The sequence below is a fragment of the Parazoarcus communis genome (assembly GCF_003111645.1).
In the GTDB taxonomy this organism is placed as follows: Bacteria; Pseudomonadota; Gammaproteobacteria; order Burkholderiales; family Rhodocyclaceae; genus Parazoarcus; species Parazoarcus communis_A.
The window spans coordinates 903689-919097 of sequence record NZ_CP022187.1; the positions used below are offsets into that span (position 1 = coordinate 903689).

Below are 15409 nucleotides of genomic sequence, written 5' to 3' on the forward strand. Positions count from 1 at the left end.
CCGGATGTTCCGTACTTCGCTGCTCGCACTGCTGCTGTGTGTGTCAGCGCTGCCTGCGCTTGCAGCCGTCAATTTGCCGGATTTCACCGCACTCGTGGAGCGTCAGGGTACGGCGGTGGTGAATATCAGCACGATATCCAATACATCCCAGAAAGCGCGCGCTTTCCCCGAACTGGACGAAGGCGATCCGATGTTCGACTTTTTCCGTCGGATCGTGCCGCGCCAACCGCGATCCCCGCAACCCGAACCCGACAACGAGTCGCTCGGTTCGGGTTTCATCATCAGCAGTGACGGTTTCATTCTGACCAACGCCCACGTCGTCGAAGACGCCGAGGAAATCCTCGTGCGTCTGGCGGACAAGCGGGAGTATCGAGCACGCGTGATCGGTGCGGATGCGCGCAGCGATGTGGCGTTGATCCAGATCGAGGCCAAGGGCCTGCCGAAGGTCACCCTGGGCGAGCCTGAGCACCTCAAGGTGGGTGAGTGGGTTCTGGCGATCGGTTCGCCGTTTGGTTTCGACCAGACAGTCACGGCCGGAATCGTAAGTGCGAAGGACCGCAGTCTGCCCGACGAGAACTTTGTGCCCTTCATCCAGACCGACGTTGCGATCAACCCTGGCAACTCTGGCGGCCCCTTGTTCAACCTCAAGGGAGAGGTGATCGGCATCAATTCCCAGATCTACAGCCGCACCGGCGGTTTCATGGGCCTGTCATTCGCGATTCCGATCGATGTCGCCATGGATGTGCAACAGCAGTTGCGCACGCACGGGCGCATTCAGCGCGGCCGGATCGGCGTGGCCATCCAGGAAGTCACAGTCGATCTGGCCGGGAGCTTTGGATTGCCGAAGGCGTCCGGCGCGCTCGTCAGCGCGGTCGAACCCGATAGCCCCGCCGCGCGAGCTGGAGTGGTGCGTGGCGACGTGATCGTGCGCTTCGACCGGCGCAACGTCGACAAGTCCAGCGATCTTCCGCGTATCGTCGCCGCGCGACGGCCGGGTACGCGTGCGGAGATGGTGGTGTATCGCGAAGGTGCGCCGAAAGAATTGAAGGTCACGCTGGGCGAGTGGCGCGACCCGCAAACGCCCCGAGTGCGCAAGACCAGCGTACCGTCAAGCACTGGCAACCGCTTGGGTCTGGTGCTGATCAAGCCACCAATGATCCGCGGTCGCGACCAGCCTGCTGCACAGGGTCTGATGGTCGATCGTGCGGAAGGCCCGGCAGCGCGTGCCTCGCTTCAGGTCGGTGACACCGTGCTGGCGGTCATCGTCGGTGGCAAGCAGACGGTGCTCGCCAAGCCTGAGGTCTTCGAACGTATCGTTGCCGAGCTCAAGGAGGGGCAGCAGTTGAGTCTCCTGGTCCTGCGCGGGGAGGCCACCTCCTTCGTCAGCCTGCGTGCCGGCAAATGAAGCAGGAGCTGACCGTACTGAGTCGCGAGTGGTGTCACCTGTGCCATGATCTGGTCGCGGCCCTCGAACCCATTGCAGCCGAACTGGGCTGGACGGTGAAGGTGATCGATGTAGACCTCCATCCGGAACTCGAGGCTCGCTGGGACGAACTGGTCCCGGTTGTACTCCACGGTGAGCACGAACTCTGCCACTACCATCTCGATGAAACGGGTGTCCGTGCCTATTGCGGTGCTTTTCCGCTAGAATCCGACGCTTGACGAGGCCAACCAATTCCAGAACGGGTGCCGAAAGGCACCCTTTTTGCGTGCGCATGCAACATATCAGAAACTTCTCCATCATTGCTCATATCGATCACGGCAAGTCTACGCTGGCCGATCGACTCATTCACTTCTGCGGCGGGCTCTCCGACCGCGAGATGGAGGCGCAGGTGCTCGACTCGATGGATATCGAGCGCGAGCGCGGCATTACCATCAAGGCGCAGACTGCTGCGCTGCACTACAAGGCGAAGGACGGGAAGGTCTACAACCTCAACCTGATCGACACCCCGGGCCATGTGGACTTTTCGTACGAAGTGAGCCGCTCCCTGGCCGCGTGCGAAGGCGCCCTGCTGGTGGTCGATGCATCGCAGGGGGTCGAGGCGCAGACGGTCGCGAACTGCTACACCGCGCTCGACCAGAACGTTGAAGTCGTCCCGGTCCTGAACAAGATCGACCTGCCCGCAGCGAACCCGGAGAACGCCCGTCAGGAGATCGAGGACGTCATCGGTGTCGATGCGGCCGAGGCGATCCTGTGCTCGGCAAAGACCGGCATCGGTATCGAGGAAGTGCTCGAGGCTGTCGTGGCCAGGGTTCCCGCGCCACGTGGCAACCCCGACGGCGCCCTGAAGGCGCTCATCATCGACTCGTGGTTCGACAACTATGTCGGCGTCGTGATGCTGGTGCGCGTGGTCGACGGGATTCTCCGACCCAAGGACAGGATCCTGCTGATGTCGAACGGCGCGCAGTATCCCTGCGAACAGGTCGGGGTGTTCACGCCGAAATCGGTCAGCCGTGATCACCTCGCTGCTGGCGAAGTGGGTTTCATCATCGCCGGTATCAAGGAACTTGAAGCCGCAAAGGTCGGCGATACCGTCACCCTCGCAGGCAAGCCTGCTAACGCGCCTCTGCCCGGCTTCAAGGAAATCAAGCCGCAGGTGTTTGCCGGTCTGTACCCGGTCGAGTCGAGCGAATACGACCAGTTGCGCGACTCGCTCGAGAAGCTCCGTCTCAATGATGCGTCGCTGCAGTTCGAGCCCGAGGTGTCGCAGGCGCTCGGTTTTGGATTCCGGTGCGGTTTTCTGGGCCTGCTGCACATGGATATCGTGCAGGAACGCCTCGAGCGCGAATTCGACATGGACCTCATTACCACCGCGCCGACGGTGATCTATGAGGTCGTGCTCAACAGCGGTGAGGTGATCCAGGTCTCGAACCCGTCGAAACTGCCAGAGCCGGGCAAGTACCAGGAGATTCGCGAGCCCATCATCACCGCGACGATTTTCCTCCCGCAGGATTATGTCGGTCCGGTGATCACACTGTGCAACCAGAAGCGTGGCGCGCAGGTGGACATGCGATACCACGGTCGCCAGGTCCAGCTGATCTACGACATGCCGATGAACGAAGTGGTGATGGACTTCTTCGACAAGCTCAAGTCGGTTTCGCGTGGTTACGCGTCGCTTGACTACGAGTTCAAGGAGTACATCACGGCCGATCTGGTCAAGCTCGACCTGATGGTCGGTGGCGAGAAGGTCGATGCGCTGTCGGTGATCGTTCACCGGGCAAACGCGGCGTTCCGGGGCCGCGAGCTGGCCGCCAAGCTGCGTGGTCTGATTCCGCGCCAGATGTTCGATGTCGCGATTCAGGCGGCGATCGGCGCAAACATCATTGCGCGTGAAACCATCAAGGCTTTGCGCAAGAACGTGCTGGCCAAGTGTTATGGCGGCGACATTTCACGCAAGAAGAAGCTGCTCGAGAAACAGAAGGAAGGCAAAAAGCGCATGAAGCAGGTCGGAAACGTCGAGATTCCGCAGGAAGCCTTCCTTGCCGTGCTGCGCACGGACGAAGGCAAGTAAACCTGCAACCAGGCGTCTCAGCGGCGTCGTAACTGACTGGAGTCTGCGTGAATTTTGCCCTGATCCTTTTTCTACTGCTCGTTGCCACAGGTGTGCTGTGGGCCTTCGACCGGTTCCATGCGCGCAAGCAGCGTGCAGCGGGCGCCCCGGCGCCGTGGTGGGTCGAGTACGGTGCGAGCTTTTTCCCGGTGATCCTGATCGTGTTCGGCCTGCGTTCGTTCATCGTCGAGCCGTTCAAGATTCCGTCCGGCTCGATGATTCCGACGCTGCTCGTGGGCGATTTCATTCTGGTGAACAAGTTCACCTACGGCATCCGCCTGCCGGTGATCAACAAGAAGGTCATCGACATCAACGATCCGGAACGCGGGGACGTCATGGTCTTTCGTTACCCGGCAGACCCTTCGATGGACTACATCAAGCGCGTTGTCGGCTTGCCGGGCGACAAGGTCGAGTACATCAACAAGCGTCTGAGCATCAACGGTGAAGCAGTACAGACCGACGAAGCCGGCAGTTACCTTCATCCGGATCGTCTCTACTATTCGCCGCAGTATGTCGAGAAGCTCGGCACGATCGAGCACAACGTGTTGCTCGAACGCGAAGCGCCGGCCTATGTGCCGCAGGTGCTGAATTACCCCAATCGCGACAACTGTACATATACTAGCAGCGGCGTAAGCTGCACCGTGCCCCAGGGCCATTACTTCGTCATGGGCGACAACCGCGATGCCAGCAGCGACAGCCGTGTCTGGGGTTTCGTGCCGGACGAGAACATTGTCGGGCGCGCCTTTTTCATCTGGTTCAACTTCAATGACATGAAGCGAATCGGTCGCTTCCACTGATGACGGGGAATGTAGTCATGACTCAATCTCGCCAGCGCGGCCTCAGCCTGATCAGCGTGATGATTGTCGGCGGCCTGCTCGCTTTCGTACTGTTGATCGCCTTTCGCACGGTGCCCGCAATCAACGAATACATGGCGGTCGAACGCATCGTGAAACTTGTTGCCGAGGAAGGTGACGGTGGCGCGACCCTCACCGAAATGCGCCGCAGTTTTGATCGCCGCGGTGAAATCGATGACGTATCCTCCGTTACCGGTGCGGATCTGACCATCAGCAAGATTGCGGGCAAGGTCGTCGTCGAAGCAGAGTATTCGCGCAAGGTGCCTGTGGCCGGCAATGTCAGTCTTCTGTTCGACTTCCAGGTTTCGAGTGCCGGTATCTGATGTCGGAGTTCAATGAAAGACTGCAACGCAAACTCGGCCATGTTTTCTCTGATCCAGCGTTGCTGCTGCAGGCACTGACACATCGCAGTTTTGGACAGCTCAATAACGAGCGCCTCGAATTTCTGGGTGACAGCGTACTCAACTGCGTGACTTCGATTGCGCTTTTTGAGCGATTTCCCGACCTCAAGGAAGGGGAGCTGTCGCGTGTGCGCGCGTCGCTGGTCCGCCAGGAGGCGCTTCACCGCCTCGCGGTGGACCTGCAGCTTGGCGACTGTTTGCGTCTCGGTGAGGGCGAGTTGAAGTCAGGCGGCTTCCGTCGTCCATCCATCCTTGCGGACGCGGTCGAGGCCATTATCGCTGCAGTGTTTCTCGATGCCGGCTTTGAAGCCGCAAAGACCGTCATCGACCGCCTGTATGTGCCGCTGCTCGCAGAAGTTAATCCGGCTGTACCGTCCAAAGACCCGAAGACGGCGCTTCAGGAGTGGTTGCAGGGCCGGAAGATTGCCTTGCCCACCTACACCATGGTGCAGGTTCTCGGCGAAGCACATGCGCAAGAGTTTGAAGTGTCGTGTGAGGTGCCGAAACTCGCCGTGCGCACGGTCGGTCGCGGCACCAGCCGCCGTGCTGCCGAGCAGCAGTCGGCCCAACTCGCACTGACCAAATTGAGGAAGAAATGAATACAACGCCGGACAAGGACGAACCCATCGACAAACCAGACTTTCGTGCTGGCTTCGTCGCCATTGTCGGTCGGCCCAACGTCGGTAAATCGACCTTGCTCAACCGTCTGATCGGGCAGAAGATCAGCATTGTGTCGAGCAAGGCGCAGACTACGCGCCACCGCGTGACGGGCATCCTGACGAACAAGGACGCGCAGTTCATCTTTGTCGACACGCCGGGCTTCCAGACCCAGCACCGCAATGCCCTGAACCGCTCGATGAACCGTACGGTGTCGCAGGTGCTCTCCGACGTCGATCTGGTGTTCTTCGTGGTCGAAGCCGGGCGCATGGGAGACGACGACAAGCGCGTGCTCGAAGTGATTCCGGAAGACGCGAAGGTCGTTCTGGTCATCAACAAGGTGGACCAGCTAAAGGAAAAAGCCCGCCTGCTTCCGTTCATCGAAAGTGTGCGCGGTCTGCGCGACTTCGTCGAGATCGTGCCGTTGTCGGCTGAACGCGGGAACAACTGCGACACCTTGATCAGTGCGGCAACTCCGCTGCTGCCTGAAGGCATCGCAATGTACGAGGAAGACGAGATCACCGATCGCAGCGAACGCTTCCTTGCGGCGGAATTCCTGCGTGAGAAGCTGTTCCGCTTGCTTGGCGACGAACTGCCTTACGGCATCGCAGTCGAGATCGAGAAGTTTGAAACCGAGGGTCGTCTGCGCCGGATTCATGCAGCAGTGATCGTGGACAGGGCAGGGCACAAGGGCATCGTGATCGGCAAGGGCGGCGAAAAGCTCAAGCGCATCTCGTCGGAAGCCCGCGTCGAACTGGAGAAGCTGTTCGACGGCAAGGTGTTTCTCGAGGTGTGGGTCAAGGTCAAGAGTGGCTGGGCCGACGACGAGCGTGCGCTGAAGAGCCTCGGGTACGAGTGAGCACGCGTCGACGTGGCGCTGAAGCAACGTATCGAGCAGCAGCCGGCATGGGTGCTGCACACGCTACCCTGGCGTGAAACCAGCCTGATCGTCGAAGTCTTTTCGCTCGAACATGGGCGTGCGGCGCTTGCCGCAAAGGGCGCGCGGCGGCCGATGTCCGCCCTCCGGGGCGTCCTGATGGCATTTCAGCCCCTGCTCATGGACTGGTCCGGCGGGGGCGAGGTGAAAACGCTGATCCGTGCGGAGTGGCGTGGCGGCCAGCCACTTCTGACCGGGCGTGCCTTGCTGTGCGGTTACTACCTCAATGAACTCATGCTCCGCCTCACTGCGCGGGAAGATCCGCACCCAGCGCTGTTCGAGGCCTACGAATCCGCCGTCACCGCGCTTGGCCGCAACGAGAGCCTCCCGCCGATTCTCCGTCGTTTCGAACTCACGCTGCTGCAGGAACTCGGCTACGGTATCGCGCTCGACTGCGCCGAGGATGGGGCGGTCCGGCCGACCGGTCGCTACCGCTATATAATCGAACGAGGCCCCGTTGCCGTGGATCTGGCGGCGAATGCGGATGAGATCGAGGCATTCGGCGAGGATGATCTGCCGGTCAGCGGGCAGACGCTGCTCGACATGTCGGCCGATGATTTTTCCCGCGCCGAAACGCTGGTCCAGTCAAAGCGGCTGCTGCGTGCGCTTATAAACCACTACCTCGGCGGGCAGCAGTTGCAGTCGCGCCGGGTGCTGAAGGAGTTGCAGGAACTGTGATCGAACTGGGCGTCAACATTGACCACGTCGCCACGCTGCGGCAGGCACGTCGCACCTGGGAGCCCGACCCGGTATGGGCCGCGGTCGAAGCGCATCTGGGTGGAGCCGATGGCATTACCGTGCACTTGCGCGAGGATCGCCGGCATATCAACGACAGCGACGTGCGCCGGCTGCGTGAGCTCACACAGGTAAAGCTCAACCTCGAGATGGGGGCAACCGACGAGATGGTCGACATCGCCTGCGCCCTCAAGCCGGAGATGGCGATGCTGGTGCCAGAGGGCCGGCACGAAGTCACCACCGAGGGCGGCCTCGACGTGCTGGCGCAGGAAGCGCGCCTGAAGGACGTTGTCGGTCGGCTTGCCGATGCGGGAATTGTGACCAGCGTATTCATCGACGCGGAGTTGCCGCAGATCGATGCGGCCGGCCGCATCGGTGCGCGCGTGTGCGAGATCCACACCGGCCCGTATGCGCACGCATTTCATGATGCAGGTCGCGACGCCGAAAGCCCGGCGGTTCTGCTCGAGCTCGACAAGGTTCGGCGGGCAGGTGAGGCTGCTTGCGGGCTCGGGATGCGCTTCAATGCGGGTCATGCCTTGAACTACTACAACGTAGAGCCGATTGCCCGCCTGGCCGGTGTGCGCGAGTTGCACATCGGTCATGCAATTGTCAGCCGCTCCGTGTTCATCGGCCTGCGTGCCGCGGTTGCCGAAATGAAGCGGCTGATCCGCGAAGCCGCGGCCCACGCTGCCCACCGGGCGTGACGCAGCAGCAATGATCCACGGGGTAGGGACCGACATCGTCCGCGTAAAGCGTCTGAGTGAGGCGCTTGAACGTCACGGCGAGCGCTTTGCGCTGCGAATCCTTGCCGAGTCCGAACGCGATGCCTGGCGCGCGAGTCAGGATCCTGCCCGGATGCTGGCAAAGCGTTTCGCCGCCAAGGAGGCCTTTGGAAAAGCGCTCGGCACCGGCGTTGCGGTACCGGCCACATTGCACGCCGTCGCAGTCGCGCATGACGATCTCGGCAAGCCGCTGTTTTCATTCGACCCGCGTCTGGAAGCGTACATGCGCGAACGCGGGCTGCATGCTCACCTCAGTCTTTCTGACGAGAACGATTACGTCGTTGCGTTTGCGGTCATCGAGAAACCATGAATACTGTTCCCCTCAAGCTGCCACGCGGCCCCGTCATGCTCGACGTTGCCGGCACGGAACTCGACGACGACGAGCGCGAGCGCCTGTGCGATCCGCTGGTCGGCGGGGTCATCCTGTTCGCACGCAACTTCTCCGGATCGGAACAACTCGCTGCACTCACGGCCGAAATCCATGGCTTGAGGGACCCCGCGCTTGTGATTGCGGTCGATCATGAAGGTGGGCGTGTGCAGCGGTTTCGCACCGATGGCTTCACCCGCCTGCCGGCAATGCGCACGCTAGGGCAGATGTGGGATCACGATCATCTTGCAGCGCTCGATGCGGCACGCGCGACCGGCCACGTCCTCGCCGCGGAGTTGCTCGCGCATGGTGTCGATCTGAGCTTCACGCCGGTGCTGGATCTCGACTACGGTGTGAGCCGCGCGATCGGCAATCGTGCCTTTCACCGTGACCCTCAGGTCGTTGCGACGCTGGCCCAGGCGCTTTCGGCCGGAATGGCCGAGGCGGGCATGGCATGTGTCGGCAAGCATTTTCCGGGGCACGGCTTCGTCGAGGCCGATTCGCACCATGATATTCCGGTCGATGATCGCGAATTCGAAGCGGTATGGGCGGAGGACATCGCGCCCTATCGCCACCGGCTCGGACGGCAGCTGGCCGGCGTCATGCCTGCGCACGTGATCTATCCGCGGGCCGACCCCGCACCAGCCGGTTTCTCTGCGTTCTGGCTGCAGGATGTATTGCGCAAGCGCATCGGGTTCGACGGTGTGGTCTTCAGCGACGATCTCAACATGGAAGGCGCAAAGGTCGCCGGTGACATTCTTGGTCGCGCCAAGGCCGCCTACGAGGCCGGATGCGACATGATTCTGGTGTGCAATCGCCCGGACCTTGCAGCCGATCTGCTGGATCGCTGGGCGCCGATACCCAGTCCGGAGAGCCTCGCCCGTATCGCGGCGCTGGCCCCTGCAAAGCCTCGCCCGTCCAGGCCTGCAGACCCGTTTGCGCTGGAGGTGCACGGTCCCTATCTGGCTGCGCGAACACAGGTGCTGTCGATTCCTGCCGACGTGACCTCTGGCCCCTCCATGGCCGCGTCCACGATCGGTGACAAGCCCCGTTCCTGAGGACGCCGGCTCCTCGGCGCAGTGATCTTCTGGGGAGGGGGGCAACACCTGCAGTGATGCCGCACACAAACGAACGGCTTTGACGCCGTTGTAAAACCAGACTGAATGCGTAGCGCATATGAGCACAACTGATGAGCCCGCGGGTTTCGATGCAAAGTCCTTCCTCCGCAATCTGACGGAGGAGCCCGGCGTCTATCGGATGATCGGCGCCGACGACAAGGTGTTGTATGTCGGCAAGGCCAAGAACCTCAAGCGCCGCGTATCGAGCTACTTCCAGCGCACGCTGTCGAGCCCTCGCATTGCCATGATGGTGGCGCAGATCGTACGCGTCGATGTGACCTCCACCCGCTCCGAGGCCGAGGCGCTCATCCTCGAGAACAACCTCATAAAGAGTCTCGCACCGCGCTACAACATCCTTTTTCGTGACGACAAGACCTATCCCTATATCGAATTGTCCGGCGACGCGTTTCCGCGTCTTGCCTACCATCGCGGTGCATTCACCAAGGGGGCACGATATTTCGGACCGTTCCCGAACGCCTACGCGGTGCGCGAGAGCATCCATCTCCTGCAGAAGACCTTTCAGCTTCGAACCTGCGAGAACTCGGTGTTCCAGAACCGTTCGCGCCCCTGTCTGCTCAATCAGATCAAACGCTGTACCGGCCCCTGCGTCGGCCTGATCGACAGCGCCGACTACGCTGCGGATGTCAGACTCGCGAGCCGGTTTCTCGACGGCCAGGCGAGCGAAGTGATCGACGACCTGACCGGGCGCATGCATGCTGCGTCGGACCGTCTCGCCTTTGAAGAGGCTGCGGCGTGCCGTGATCAGGTCAGGGTGCTCCAGGCGGTGCTTCACCGTCAGTTCGTCGACAGCCGCAAGGACGAGGATGTCGATATCCTTGCCGCAGTCGAAGAGGACGGTCTCACCTGCATCAATATCGCGATGATTCGAGGCGGCCGGCATCTCGGAGACCGGCCACAGTTTCCTTCCGGGGCGACCGTCTCCGGTGCGCTCGACGGTCTGCTCGCATTCGTCGAGCAGCACTACGCCGAGCACCCCATTCCCGCGCGGATTCTGGTCAACCTTGATCCCCAGAGCGTGAAGGAAACGCTCGCCGAAATCAGCGAGCGGCCGCAGGGCGTGGTGTCACCACGATATGCCGCCGAGAAGGCGTGGATGGAGATGGCGGAAAAGAATGCCCATCTCGCCATTCAGGGGCGTGCACGGGACGCCGGGCGTATCGAGCAGCGACTCGATGCCTTGCGCGACGCACTCGATCTCGCCGAGGCTCCGCACCGCATAGAGTGTTTCGACATCAGCCACACCATGGGCGAAGCAACCGTGGCCTCCTGTGTGGTGTGCGAAGCGGGCGCAATGAAGCGCTCCGAATATCGACGCTACAACATCGAGGGCATTACCGGGGGCGACGATTTTGCAGCCATGCGCCAGGTACTGGAACGCCGCTACGGCAAGGTCGCAGCAGGAGAGGGCGTCTGCCCCGACCTCATCCTCATCGACGGCGGGAAGGGGCAGGTGAGTGCCGCGGCCGCGATCCTGGCCGAAGTCGGACTCGAATCGGTGTCGATGGTCGGTGTGGCCAAGGGAGAGGGGCGCAAGGCCGGGCTTGAGACGCTGATCTTTCCCGATGGCCGGGAGGGGCTTGCACTCGGCGGCGCATCATCGGCCCTCCATCTCATCATCGAGATCCGCAACGAAGCGCACCGCTTTGCGATCACCGGCCACCGTGCGCGCCGGGGTAAGGCACGCATCGGATCCAAGCTGGATGACATCCCCGGCGTCGGACCTGCCCGTCGGCGCAACCTCCTTGCGGCCTTTGGCGGGCTGGATGGTGTGCGCAATGCAACCGTCGAGGACCTGTGTCGGGCCGATGGCATCAGCCGCGCGCTTGCCGAACAGATATACTCGGCCCTGCACTGACAATAAGGGCGAAACCGCCGCGCCGCATGCCTCTCAATATACCCAACGCCCTGACCTGGGCCCGCATCGCCATGATCCCGCTTTTCGTCGGCGTGTTTTACCTGCCCGACGCATGGGTGAGCCCGGCGCAAAAGAATCTGTTCGGTACTGCAGTCTTCGTCCTTGCCGCAGTGACCGACTGGTTCGATGGCTATCTCGCGCGGGTGCTTCGGCAGACCTCGGCCTTCGGCGCGTTTCTCGATCCCGTTGCAGACAAGCTGATGGTGGCTGCGGCGCTCATCCTGCTGGTTCAGCTTGCGAGGGTCGACGCGATCATCGCGGTCATCATCATCGGGCGCGAAATCACGATTTCAGCCTTGCGCGAATGGATGGCGCGGGTGGGCGAGTCCGCGAGTGTTGCGGTCGCCTACATCGGCAAACTGAAAACAGCAGCACAGATGACAGCCATTCCCTTGCTGCTATACAATGCGCCCCTGTCGTCGATTGACCTCCGCTTCGTGGGCAGTATTCTGATCTACGTGGCGGCGGCTCTTACGCTCTGGTCGATGGGGTATTACCTCCGTCGAGCCATGCCGAGATTGGCGCGGCATATGGATCGCTAAGAGATTTTTAAATAAAAGGTTGACACAGTTTAAAAGCCGTCTATAATGGCGGTCTTTCGAGAGCGGCAGTAGCTCAGTTGGTAGAGCGATACCTTGCCAAGGTATAGGTCGAGAGTTCGAGACTCTTCTGCCGCTCCAAAGAATTTTGAGTTTTGATTCGTCAGGGCTCGTGGCGCCGAAAGGTTGCCGACCAAGGATTAAAGGCGCGATAGCAAAGCGGTTATGCACCGGATTGCAAATCCGTGTAGGTCGGTTCGACTCCGGCTCGCGCCTCCAGGCTGTAAAGGTTTTAGAGCGGCAGTAGCTCAGTTGGTAGAGCGATACCTTGCCAAGGTATAGGTCGAGAGTTCGAGACTCTTCTGCCGCTCCAGTATGCAGAACCGGACAAGTGATTCACACTTGTCCGGTTTTTTGCATTTGGAGACCGGTCCGATGCTGCATCCCCCCTTTCAGTTGCCACACGGTGCCGTCCTGCCAGACTTTGATTGTGGTGGTCTCTTCGGCCTTGCGCGGGACCTCGGCGCCTGGTTGCGCCGGCCCGAGTTTCCACTCGAGATTGGCGGATTCGGAACGGAAGGCAGCGGACCAGTCATTCTTCTGGTCATCGATGGACTTGGCGACGCTTTTCTCCAGCGTCACGGGCAGCACAGCACGATTTCCAAGCACCGTGCGCGGCGCCTCACCTCCGTGTTTCCGAGCACCACCGCCAGCGCCGTCACGACCCTGCTGACAGGTCTTGCGCCGGCGCAACATGGCCTGACCGGCTGGTTCATTCATGATCGCCGCTTTGGCGGCGTCATCGCCCCCTTGCCGCTCTATCGTCGGGGCGGAGGGCGCCTGCGCAGTCCGGCACTGACTCAACGGCTTTTTCCATACGCCGGAATGATCGCTGGCAGTGCGCTGCCGGTGACCATGATCTCGCCTCAGGATATCGCCTGGTCGCCATTCTCGCGCCGGCATGGCCGCGGAGCCGATCTCCGCGCGTACGCACGTCCGGACGCATTCATACCCGCAGTCCTTGATGCGGCCTTGCAGTCCGGAGACCGGCGGCGCTTCATTCACGCCTATTACCCGCGCTTCGACGCCATTTGCCACCACTACGGCGCCCAGTCACCCAACGCGGTCTCGGAATTTTCACGTATCGATCGCTACTTTGAGCAACTGTTGAATGGGCTGGCAGGACGCGGTGCGACTGTCATCCTGACAGCGGATCATGGCTTCATCGACGCCGCGGATCGTCGTCACCTCCACCTGCGCACAATGCCCGCGCTGGCTGCGCTGCTGGATTCGCCCCTGTTCGGCGAACGGCGGGTCGCATTCTGCCGGGCAAGACGCGGCGCAGGCCCGGATTTCGAGGCCTTGGCGCGGGATCGGTTGCGGGGCAGGGCGGTTGTCGTGCCCTCGGCTCGATTGATCGAGTCGGGCTTCTTCGGGCCTGGCCCGCTCAATCCGCGCCTTGCTGAGCGCTGTGGCACGCATACCCTGTTGATGGAGCCTGGATGGACGCTGAGTGATCGCATGCCGGGTGAGCGGCCGCACAGAATGGTGGGCGTCCACGGGGGGCTGAGTGCCGACGAAATGTGGGTGCCCCTGGTGCTCGCGCAGCCCTGAACTGTCACGGCCGTGTCAACGCTTCTTCATCGGGCGGTCATGCGGTATTTCTATCCTGCGGCCTGAACCAGGAGGCGGATATGGCTGAGAACGCAGCAAGGAAACGCGGGCTGATCACGGCTCATGCAGGTGATCGCGATGCGGGTTGGCTGGAGAGGGCGCTGTGGCAGCTTGAGGCCGACTGGGGGCCACTGACGGGTGTCGGCGGGCCCTTGTGTTTTGTTGTGGACGAATGTGCGGATGTCGCTGCCAGTTTCAGTGCAGATCCTCATCTGGCGGAACTGGCAGCACAATGATTCCTTCTTCGAGCAATTCACCCATTTCATCACCCGAAGCGGCACCGCGTATGCTCCGCGGCTCAACTTCCCCGCGGTGAATGCGCCGCGCCTCGTCGGGGAAACGGCTGCCGACATCCTCTGCCTGGCGCGCAAGCTGTCGTATTGTTGCAGCAAACCGCGCAGCCTGGTCGCTTCCCGACTGCGGCGCGGCCGGCATGGTCGCTGTGGCCGGCGCCTGTGGGGCCGGGGTGCTTCGAGTCTGCACATAGGGTGCGCTGGGCATCCGGCGAACCTCGCTGCTGCCACAAATGGGGCAGGACACCTGCTTTCGCTCGAGCTGGGTGTCAAAAGCCGATGCCGAGGCAAACCAGCCTTCAAAGCGGTGCTCCTGGGGGCAGCATAGGTCGATAACAATCACGTTGAAATCTTTCTGGATGTGCTGATAAGTGAGGTGTTCGCGAGGCACCTCGAAATGCGGCTGTTGCTACCGCGGCAGCATTGGAACAACGATGTCGCGGCACGTGGTGCTCATGGCAGCCACTTGTGTTCCCATGCATCCAATGATGGCACATTGTGAGCAAGATCTGCCTCCACCTTTGCGGCCAGCGTGCCAAATAGCGCAGCCAGTTCAGGGCTCGGGTCATCCGGGAATTGCGGCACAAGTTTTACGCGAAGCGCACCCGCAGGCCTCTTGCCTCGCCCGGGCACGCCCGAGCCATCAAGCGCGACCTCTCTTGCCTCAGGCGTGCCCGGAGCCAGTTCGAGCTGAAGCTTGCCGCCTCCGGGCAAGGGAATCGCAAGGGTGCCGCCCGCCAGAAGCCGGAAGGCATTGACCGGTCGCGTAATGACGAGGTCGCGCCCCTCGAGAACAAACAGCGGGTGCGTCGCAATCCGCACGCGCAAGCGAAGGTCGCCGGGAAGGACGCCAGCGTCGTCAGACGCTTCGCCCTTGCCTTCGAGACGCAACTCCTCACCCTGCAGCATGCCGCGGGGAATGCGCACAGACAGGGTCCTGCGCGCCCCGTGCCGGCCAGACCCATTGCACTCCGGACAGGTGGCGCGCTTGGAATAGCCGCGCCCATCGCAGTCCGCGCATGCAACAAGCCCCGATCCGGAGCGGATCCGACCCGAACCATGACAGCACGAGCACAGACGGCTATGCGCCAGTTCCACCACGCCGCTACCGTCACACGCTTCACATGAGGCCTGCGACTCGATCCACACCGACTTCTCGCCGCCGTGGAAGACCTCTTCAATACTCAGTTCGAGGTCCTGAAAATGATCCGCTGCACGTGCTTTCGATTGACTGGAGGAAGCGGCTTCCGCCTCGGGGGGCGCGTCGTCGGCTTCCTCCTCTTGAAACCCCATCATCTGCACGTACGCGGCGCGCAGGCGCTTGAAAGTCTCCAGCGCTTCGGGGGCGGAGTTGCGGTCTGGATGCCACCGCATTGCCAGGCGACGAAAGGCCCTCTTGATGCTGGCCGCATCGGCGTCGGCGGCCACGCCGAGCACGTCATGAGCAACGGCATCCTTCAGCATGGCATGCCGCTGTGATTCGATGTTGCCTGCAAGCGCGCCGCGTGGCTGTTTTCGCAGCGAACAGGACTGTGCAGCATGACGTGACTATGCGAGAATCCGCG

The 15409-nt window shown here is 61.8% G+C and carries 16 protein-coding genes and 3 tRNA genes; 17 read left to right on the forward strand and 2 right to left on the reverse strand.

Going from position 1 to position 15409, the window contains the following annotated elements; translation table 11 throughout:
- The first annotated feature begins 4 nt into the window (after positions 1 to 4).
- The 17 genes from CEW83_RS04180 (at position 5) to CEW83_RS04260 (ending at position 13491) form a co-directional block, all read left to right on the forward strand.
- Positions 5 to 1405 (forward strand): Do family serine endopeptidase, encoded by a 1401-nt coding sequence (locus CEW83_RS04180; protein ID WP_234418988.1) that lies wholly within the window; start codon positions 5 to 7, stop codon positions 1403 to 1405.
- A complete protein-coding gene (locus CEW83_RS04185) occupies positions 1402 to 1662 on the forward strand; it encodes a glutaredoxin family protein (RefSeq protein WP_108948214.1) in 261 nt (86 codons plus the stop codon). The genes CEW83_RS04180 and CEW83_RS04185 overlap by 4 nt, the downstream gene beginning before the upstream one ends.
- 53 nt (positions 1663 to 1715) lie before the next feature.
- Positions 1716 to 3512 (forward strand): translation elongation factor 4, encoded by a 1797-nt coding sequence (gene lepA, locus CEW83_RS04190; RefSeq protein ID WP_108951198.1) that lies wholly within the window; start codon positions 1716 to 1718, stop codon positions 3510 to 3512.
- 47 nt (positions 3513 to 3559) lie between these two features.
- Positions 3560 to 4348, forward strand: coding sequence for a signal peptidase I (gene lepB / locus CEW83_RS04195; protein WP_108948215.1), 789 nt, complete (start codon positions 3560 to 3562; stop codon positions 4346 to 4348).
- Between the two features lie 17 nt (positions 4349 to 4365).
- Complete coding sequence (locus CEW83_RS04200; protein ID WP_108948216.1) at positions 4366 to 4728, forward strand: DUF4845 domain-containing protein; 363 nt, start codon at positions 4366 to 4368, stop codon at positions 4726 to 4728.
- Positions 4728 to 5405, forward strand: coding sequence for a ribonuclease III (gene rnc / locus CEW83_RS04205; RefSeq protein WP_108948217.1), 678 nt, complete (start codon positions 4728 to 4730; stop codon positions 5403 to 5405). Before CEW83_RS04200 ends, rnc begins: the two co-directional genes overlap by 1 nt.
- Positions 5402 to 6322, forward strand: coding sequence for a GTPase Era (era, locus tag CEW83_RS04210; RefSeq protein ID WP_108948218.1), 921 nt, complete (start codon positions 5402 to 5404; stop codon positions 6320 to 6322). Before rnc ends, era begins: the two co-directional genes overlap by 4 nt.
- Positions 6323 to 6334: 12 nt before the next feature.
- On the forward strand, positions 6335 to 7078 hold the full coding sequence (gene recO, locus CEW83_RS04215; protein WP_108948219.1) for a DNA repair protein RecO: 744 nt from the start codon (positions 6335 to 6337) through the stop codon (positions 7076 to 7078).
- Entirely contained in the window at positions 7075 to 7839 is a 765-nt protein-coding gene (locus tag CEW83_RS04220) for a pyridoxine 5'-phosphate synthase (RefSeq protein WP_108948220.1), read from the forward strand. Before recO ends, CEW83_RS04220 begins: the two co-directional genes overlap by 4 nt.
- 10 nt (positions 7840 to 7849) lie before the next feature.
- Positions 7850 to 8227, forward strand: coding sequence for a holo-ACP synthase (acpS, locus tag CEW83_RS04225; RefSeq protein ID WP_108948221.1), 378 nt, complete (start codon positions 7850 to 7852; stop codon positions 8225 to 8227).
- On the forward strand, positions 8224 to 9342 hold the full coding sequence (nagZ, locus tag CEW83_RS04230) for a beta-N-acetylhexosaminidase (RefSeq protein ID WP_108948222.1): 1119 nt from the start codon (positions 8224 to 8226) through the stop codon (positions 9340 to 9342). The genes acpS and nagZ overlap by 4 nt, the downstream gene beginning before the upstream one ends.
- A gap of 118 nt (positions 9343 to 9460) precedes the next feature.
- On the forward strand, positions 9461 to 11278 hold the full coding sequence (uvrC, locus tag CEW83_RS04235) for an excinuclease ABC subunit UvrC (RefSeq protein ID WP_108948223.1): 1818 nt from the start codon (positions 9461 to 9463) through the stop codon (positions 11276 to 11278).
- Between the two features lie 26 nt (positions 11279 to 11304).
- Positions 11305 to 11880 (forward strand): CDP-diacylglycerol--glycerol-3-phosphate 3-phosphatidyltransferase, encoded by a 576-nt coding sequence (gene pgsA, locus CEW83_RS04240; RefSeq protein WP_108948224.1) that lies wholly within the window; start codon positions 11305 to 11307, stop codon positions 11878 to 11880.
- 62 nt (positions 11881 to 11942) lie between these two features.
- Positions 11943 to 12018: transfer RNA gene (locus CEW83_RS04245), tRNA-Gly, on the forward strand.
- Between the two features lie 64 nt (positions 12019 to 12082).
- Positions 12083 to 12156: transfer RNA gene (locus CEW83_RS04250), tRNA-Cys, on the forward strand.
- 18 nt (positions 12157 to 12174) lie between these two features.
- A tRNA-Gly gene (locus tag CEW83_RS04255) sits at positions 12175 to 12250 on the forward strand.
- Positions 12251 to 12312: 62 nt separating this feature from the next.
- On the forward strand, positions 12313 to 13491 hold the full coding sequence (locus CEW83_RS04260; protein WP_108951199.1) for an alkaline phosphatase family protein: 1179 nt from the start codon (positions 12313 to 12315) through the stop codon (positions 13489 to 13491).
- Between the two features lie 255 nt (positions 13492 to 13746).
- Here CEW83_RS04260 and CEW83_RS04265 read toward each other — a convergent pair whose 3' ends face one another.
- A complete protein-coding gene (locus tag CEW83_RS04265; RefSeq protein WP_108951200.1) occupies positions 13747 to 14187 on the reverse strand; it encodes a DUF1178 family protein in 441 nt (146 codons plus the stop codon).
- A gap of 110 nt (positions 14188 to 14297) precedes the next feature.
- Positions 14298 to 15308 (reverse strand): DnaJ C-terminal domain-containing protein, encoded by a 1011-nt coding sequence (locus CEW83_RS04270; protein ID WP_108948225.1) that lies wholly within the window; start codon positions 15306 to 15308, stop codon positions 14298 to 14300.
- Between the last annotated feature and the right edge of the window lie 101 nt (positions 15309 to 15409).

Coding starts and splice junctions, on each gene's coding strand:
- era (WP_108948218.1), top strand. CDS start 5,402: ATGAATACAACGCCGGACAAGGACGAACCCATCGACAAACCAGACTTT.
- lepA (WP_108951198.1), top strand. CDS start 1,716: ATGCAACATATCAGAAACTTCTCCATCATTGCTCATATCGATCACGGC.
- CEW83_RS04180 (WP_234418988.1), top strand. CDS start 5: ATGTTCCGTACTTCGCTGCTCGCACTGCTGCTGTGTGTGTCAGCGCTG.
- rnc (WP_108948217.1), top strand. CDS start 4,728: ATGTCGGAGTTCAATGAAAGACTGCAACGCAAACTCGGCCATGTTTTC.
- CEW83_RS04185 (WP_108948214.1), top strand. CDS start 1,402: ATGAAGCAGGAGCTGACCGTACTGAGTCGCGAGTGGTGTCACCTGTGC.
- uvrC (WP_108948223.1), top strand. CDS start 9,461: ATGAGCACAACTGATGAGCCCGCGGGTTTCGATGCAAAGTCCTTCCTC.
- CEW83_RS04200 (WP_108948216.1), top strand. CDS start 4,366: ATGACTCAATCTCGCCAGCGCGGCCTCAGCCTGATCAGCGTGATGATT.
- CEW83_RS04270 (WP_108948225.1), bottom strand. CDS start 15,308: ATGCTGAAGGATGCCGTTGCTCATGACGTGCTCGGCGTGGCCGCCGAC.
- CEW83_RS04260 (WP_108951199.1), top strand. CDS start 12,313: ATGCTGCATCCCCCCTTTCAGTTGCCACACGGTGCCGTCCTGCCAGAC.
- acpS (WP_108948221.1), top strand. CDS start 7,850: ATGATCCACGGGGTAGGGACCGACATCGTCCGCGTAAAGCGTCTGAGT.
- nagZ (WP_108948222.1), top strand. CDS start 8,224: ATGAATACTGTTCCCCTCAAGCTGCCACGCGGCCCCGTCATGCTCGAC.
- pgsA (WP_108948224.1), top strand. CDS start 11,305: ATGCCTCTCAATATACCCAACGCCCTGACCTGGGCCCGCATCGCCATG.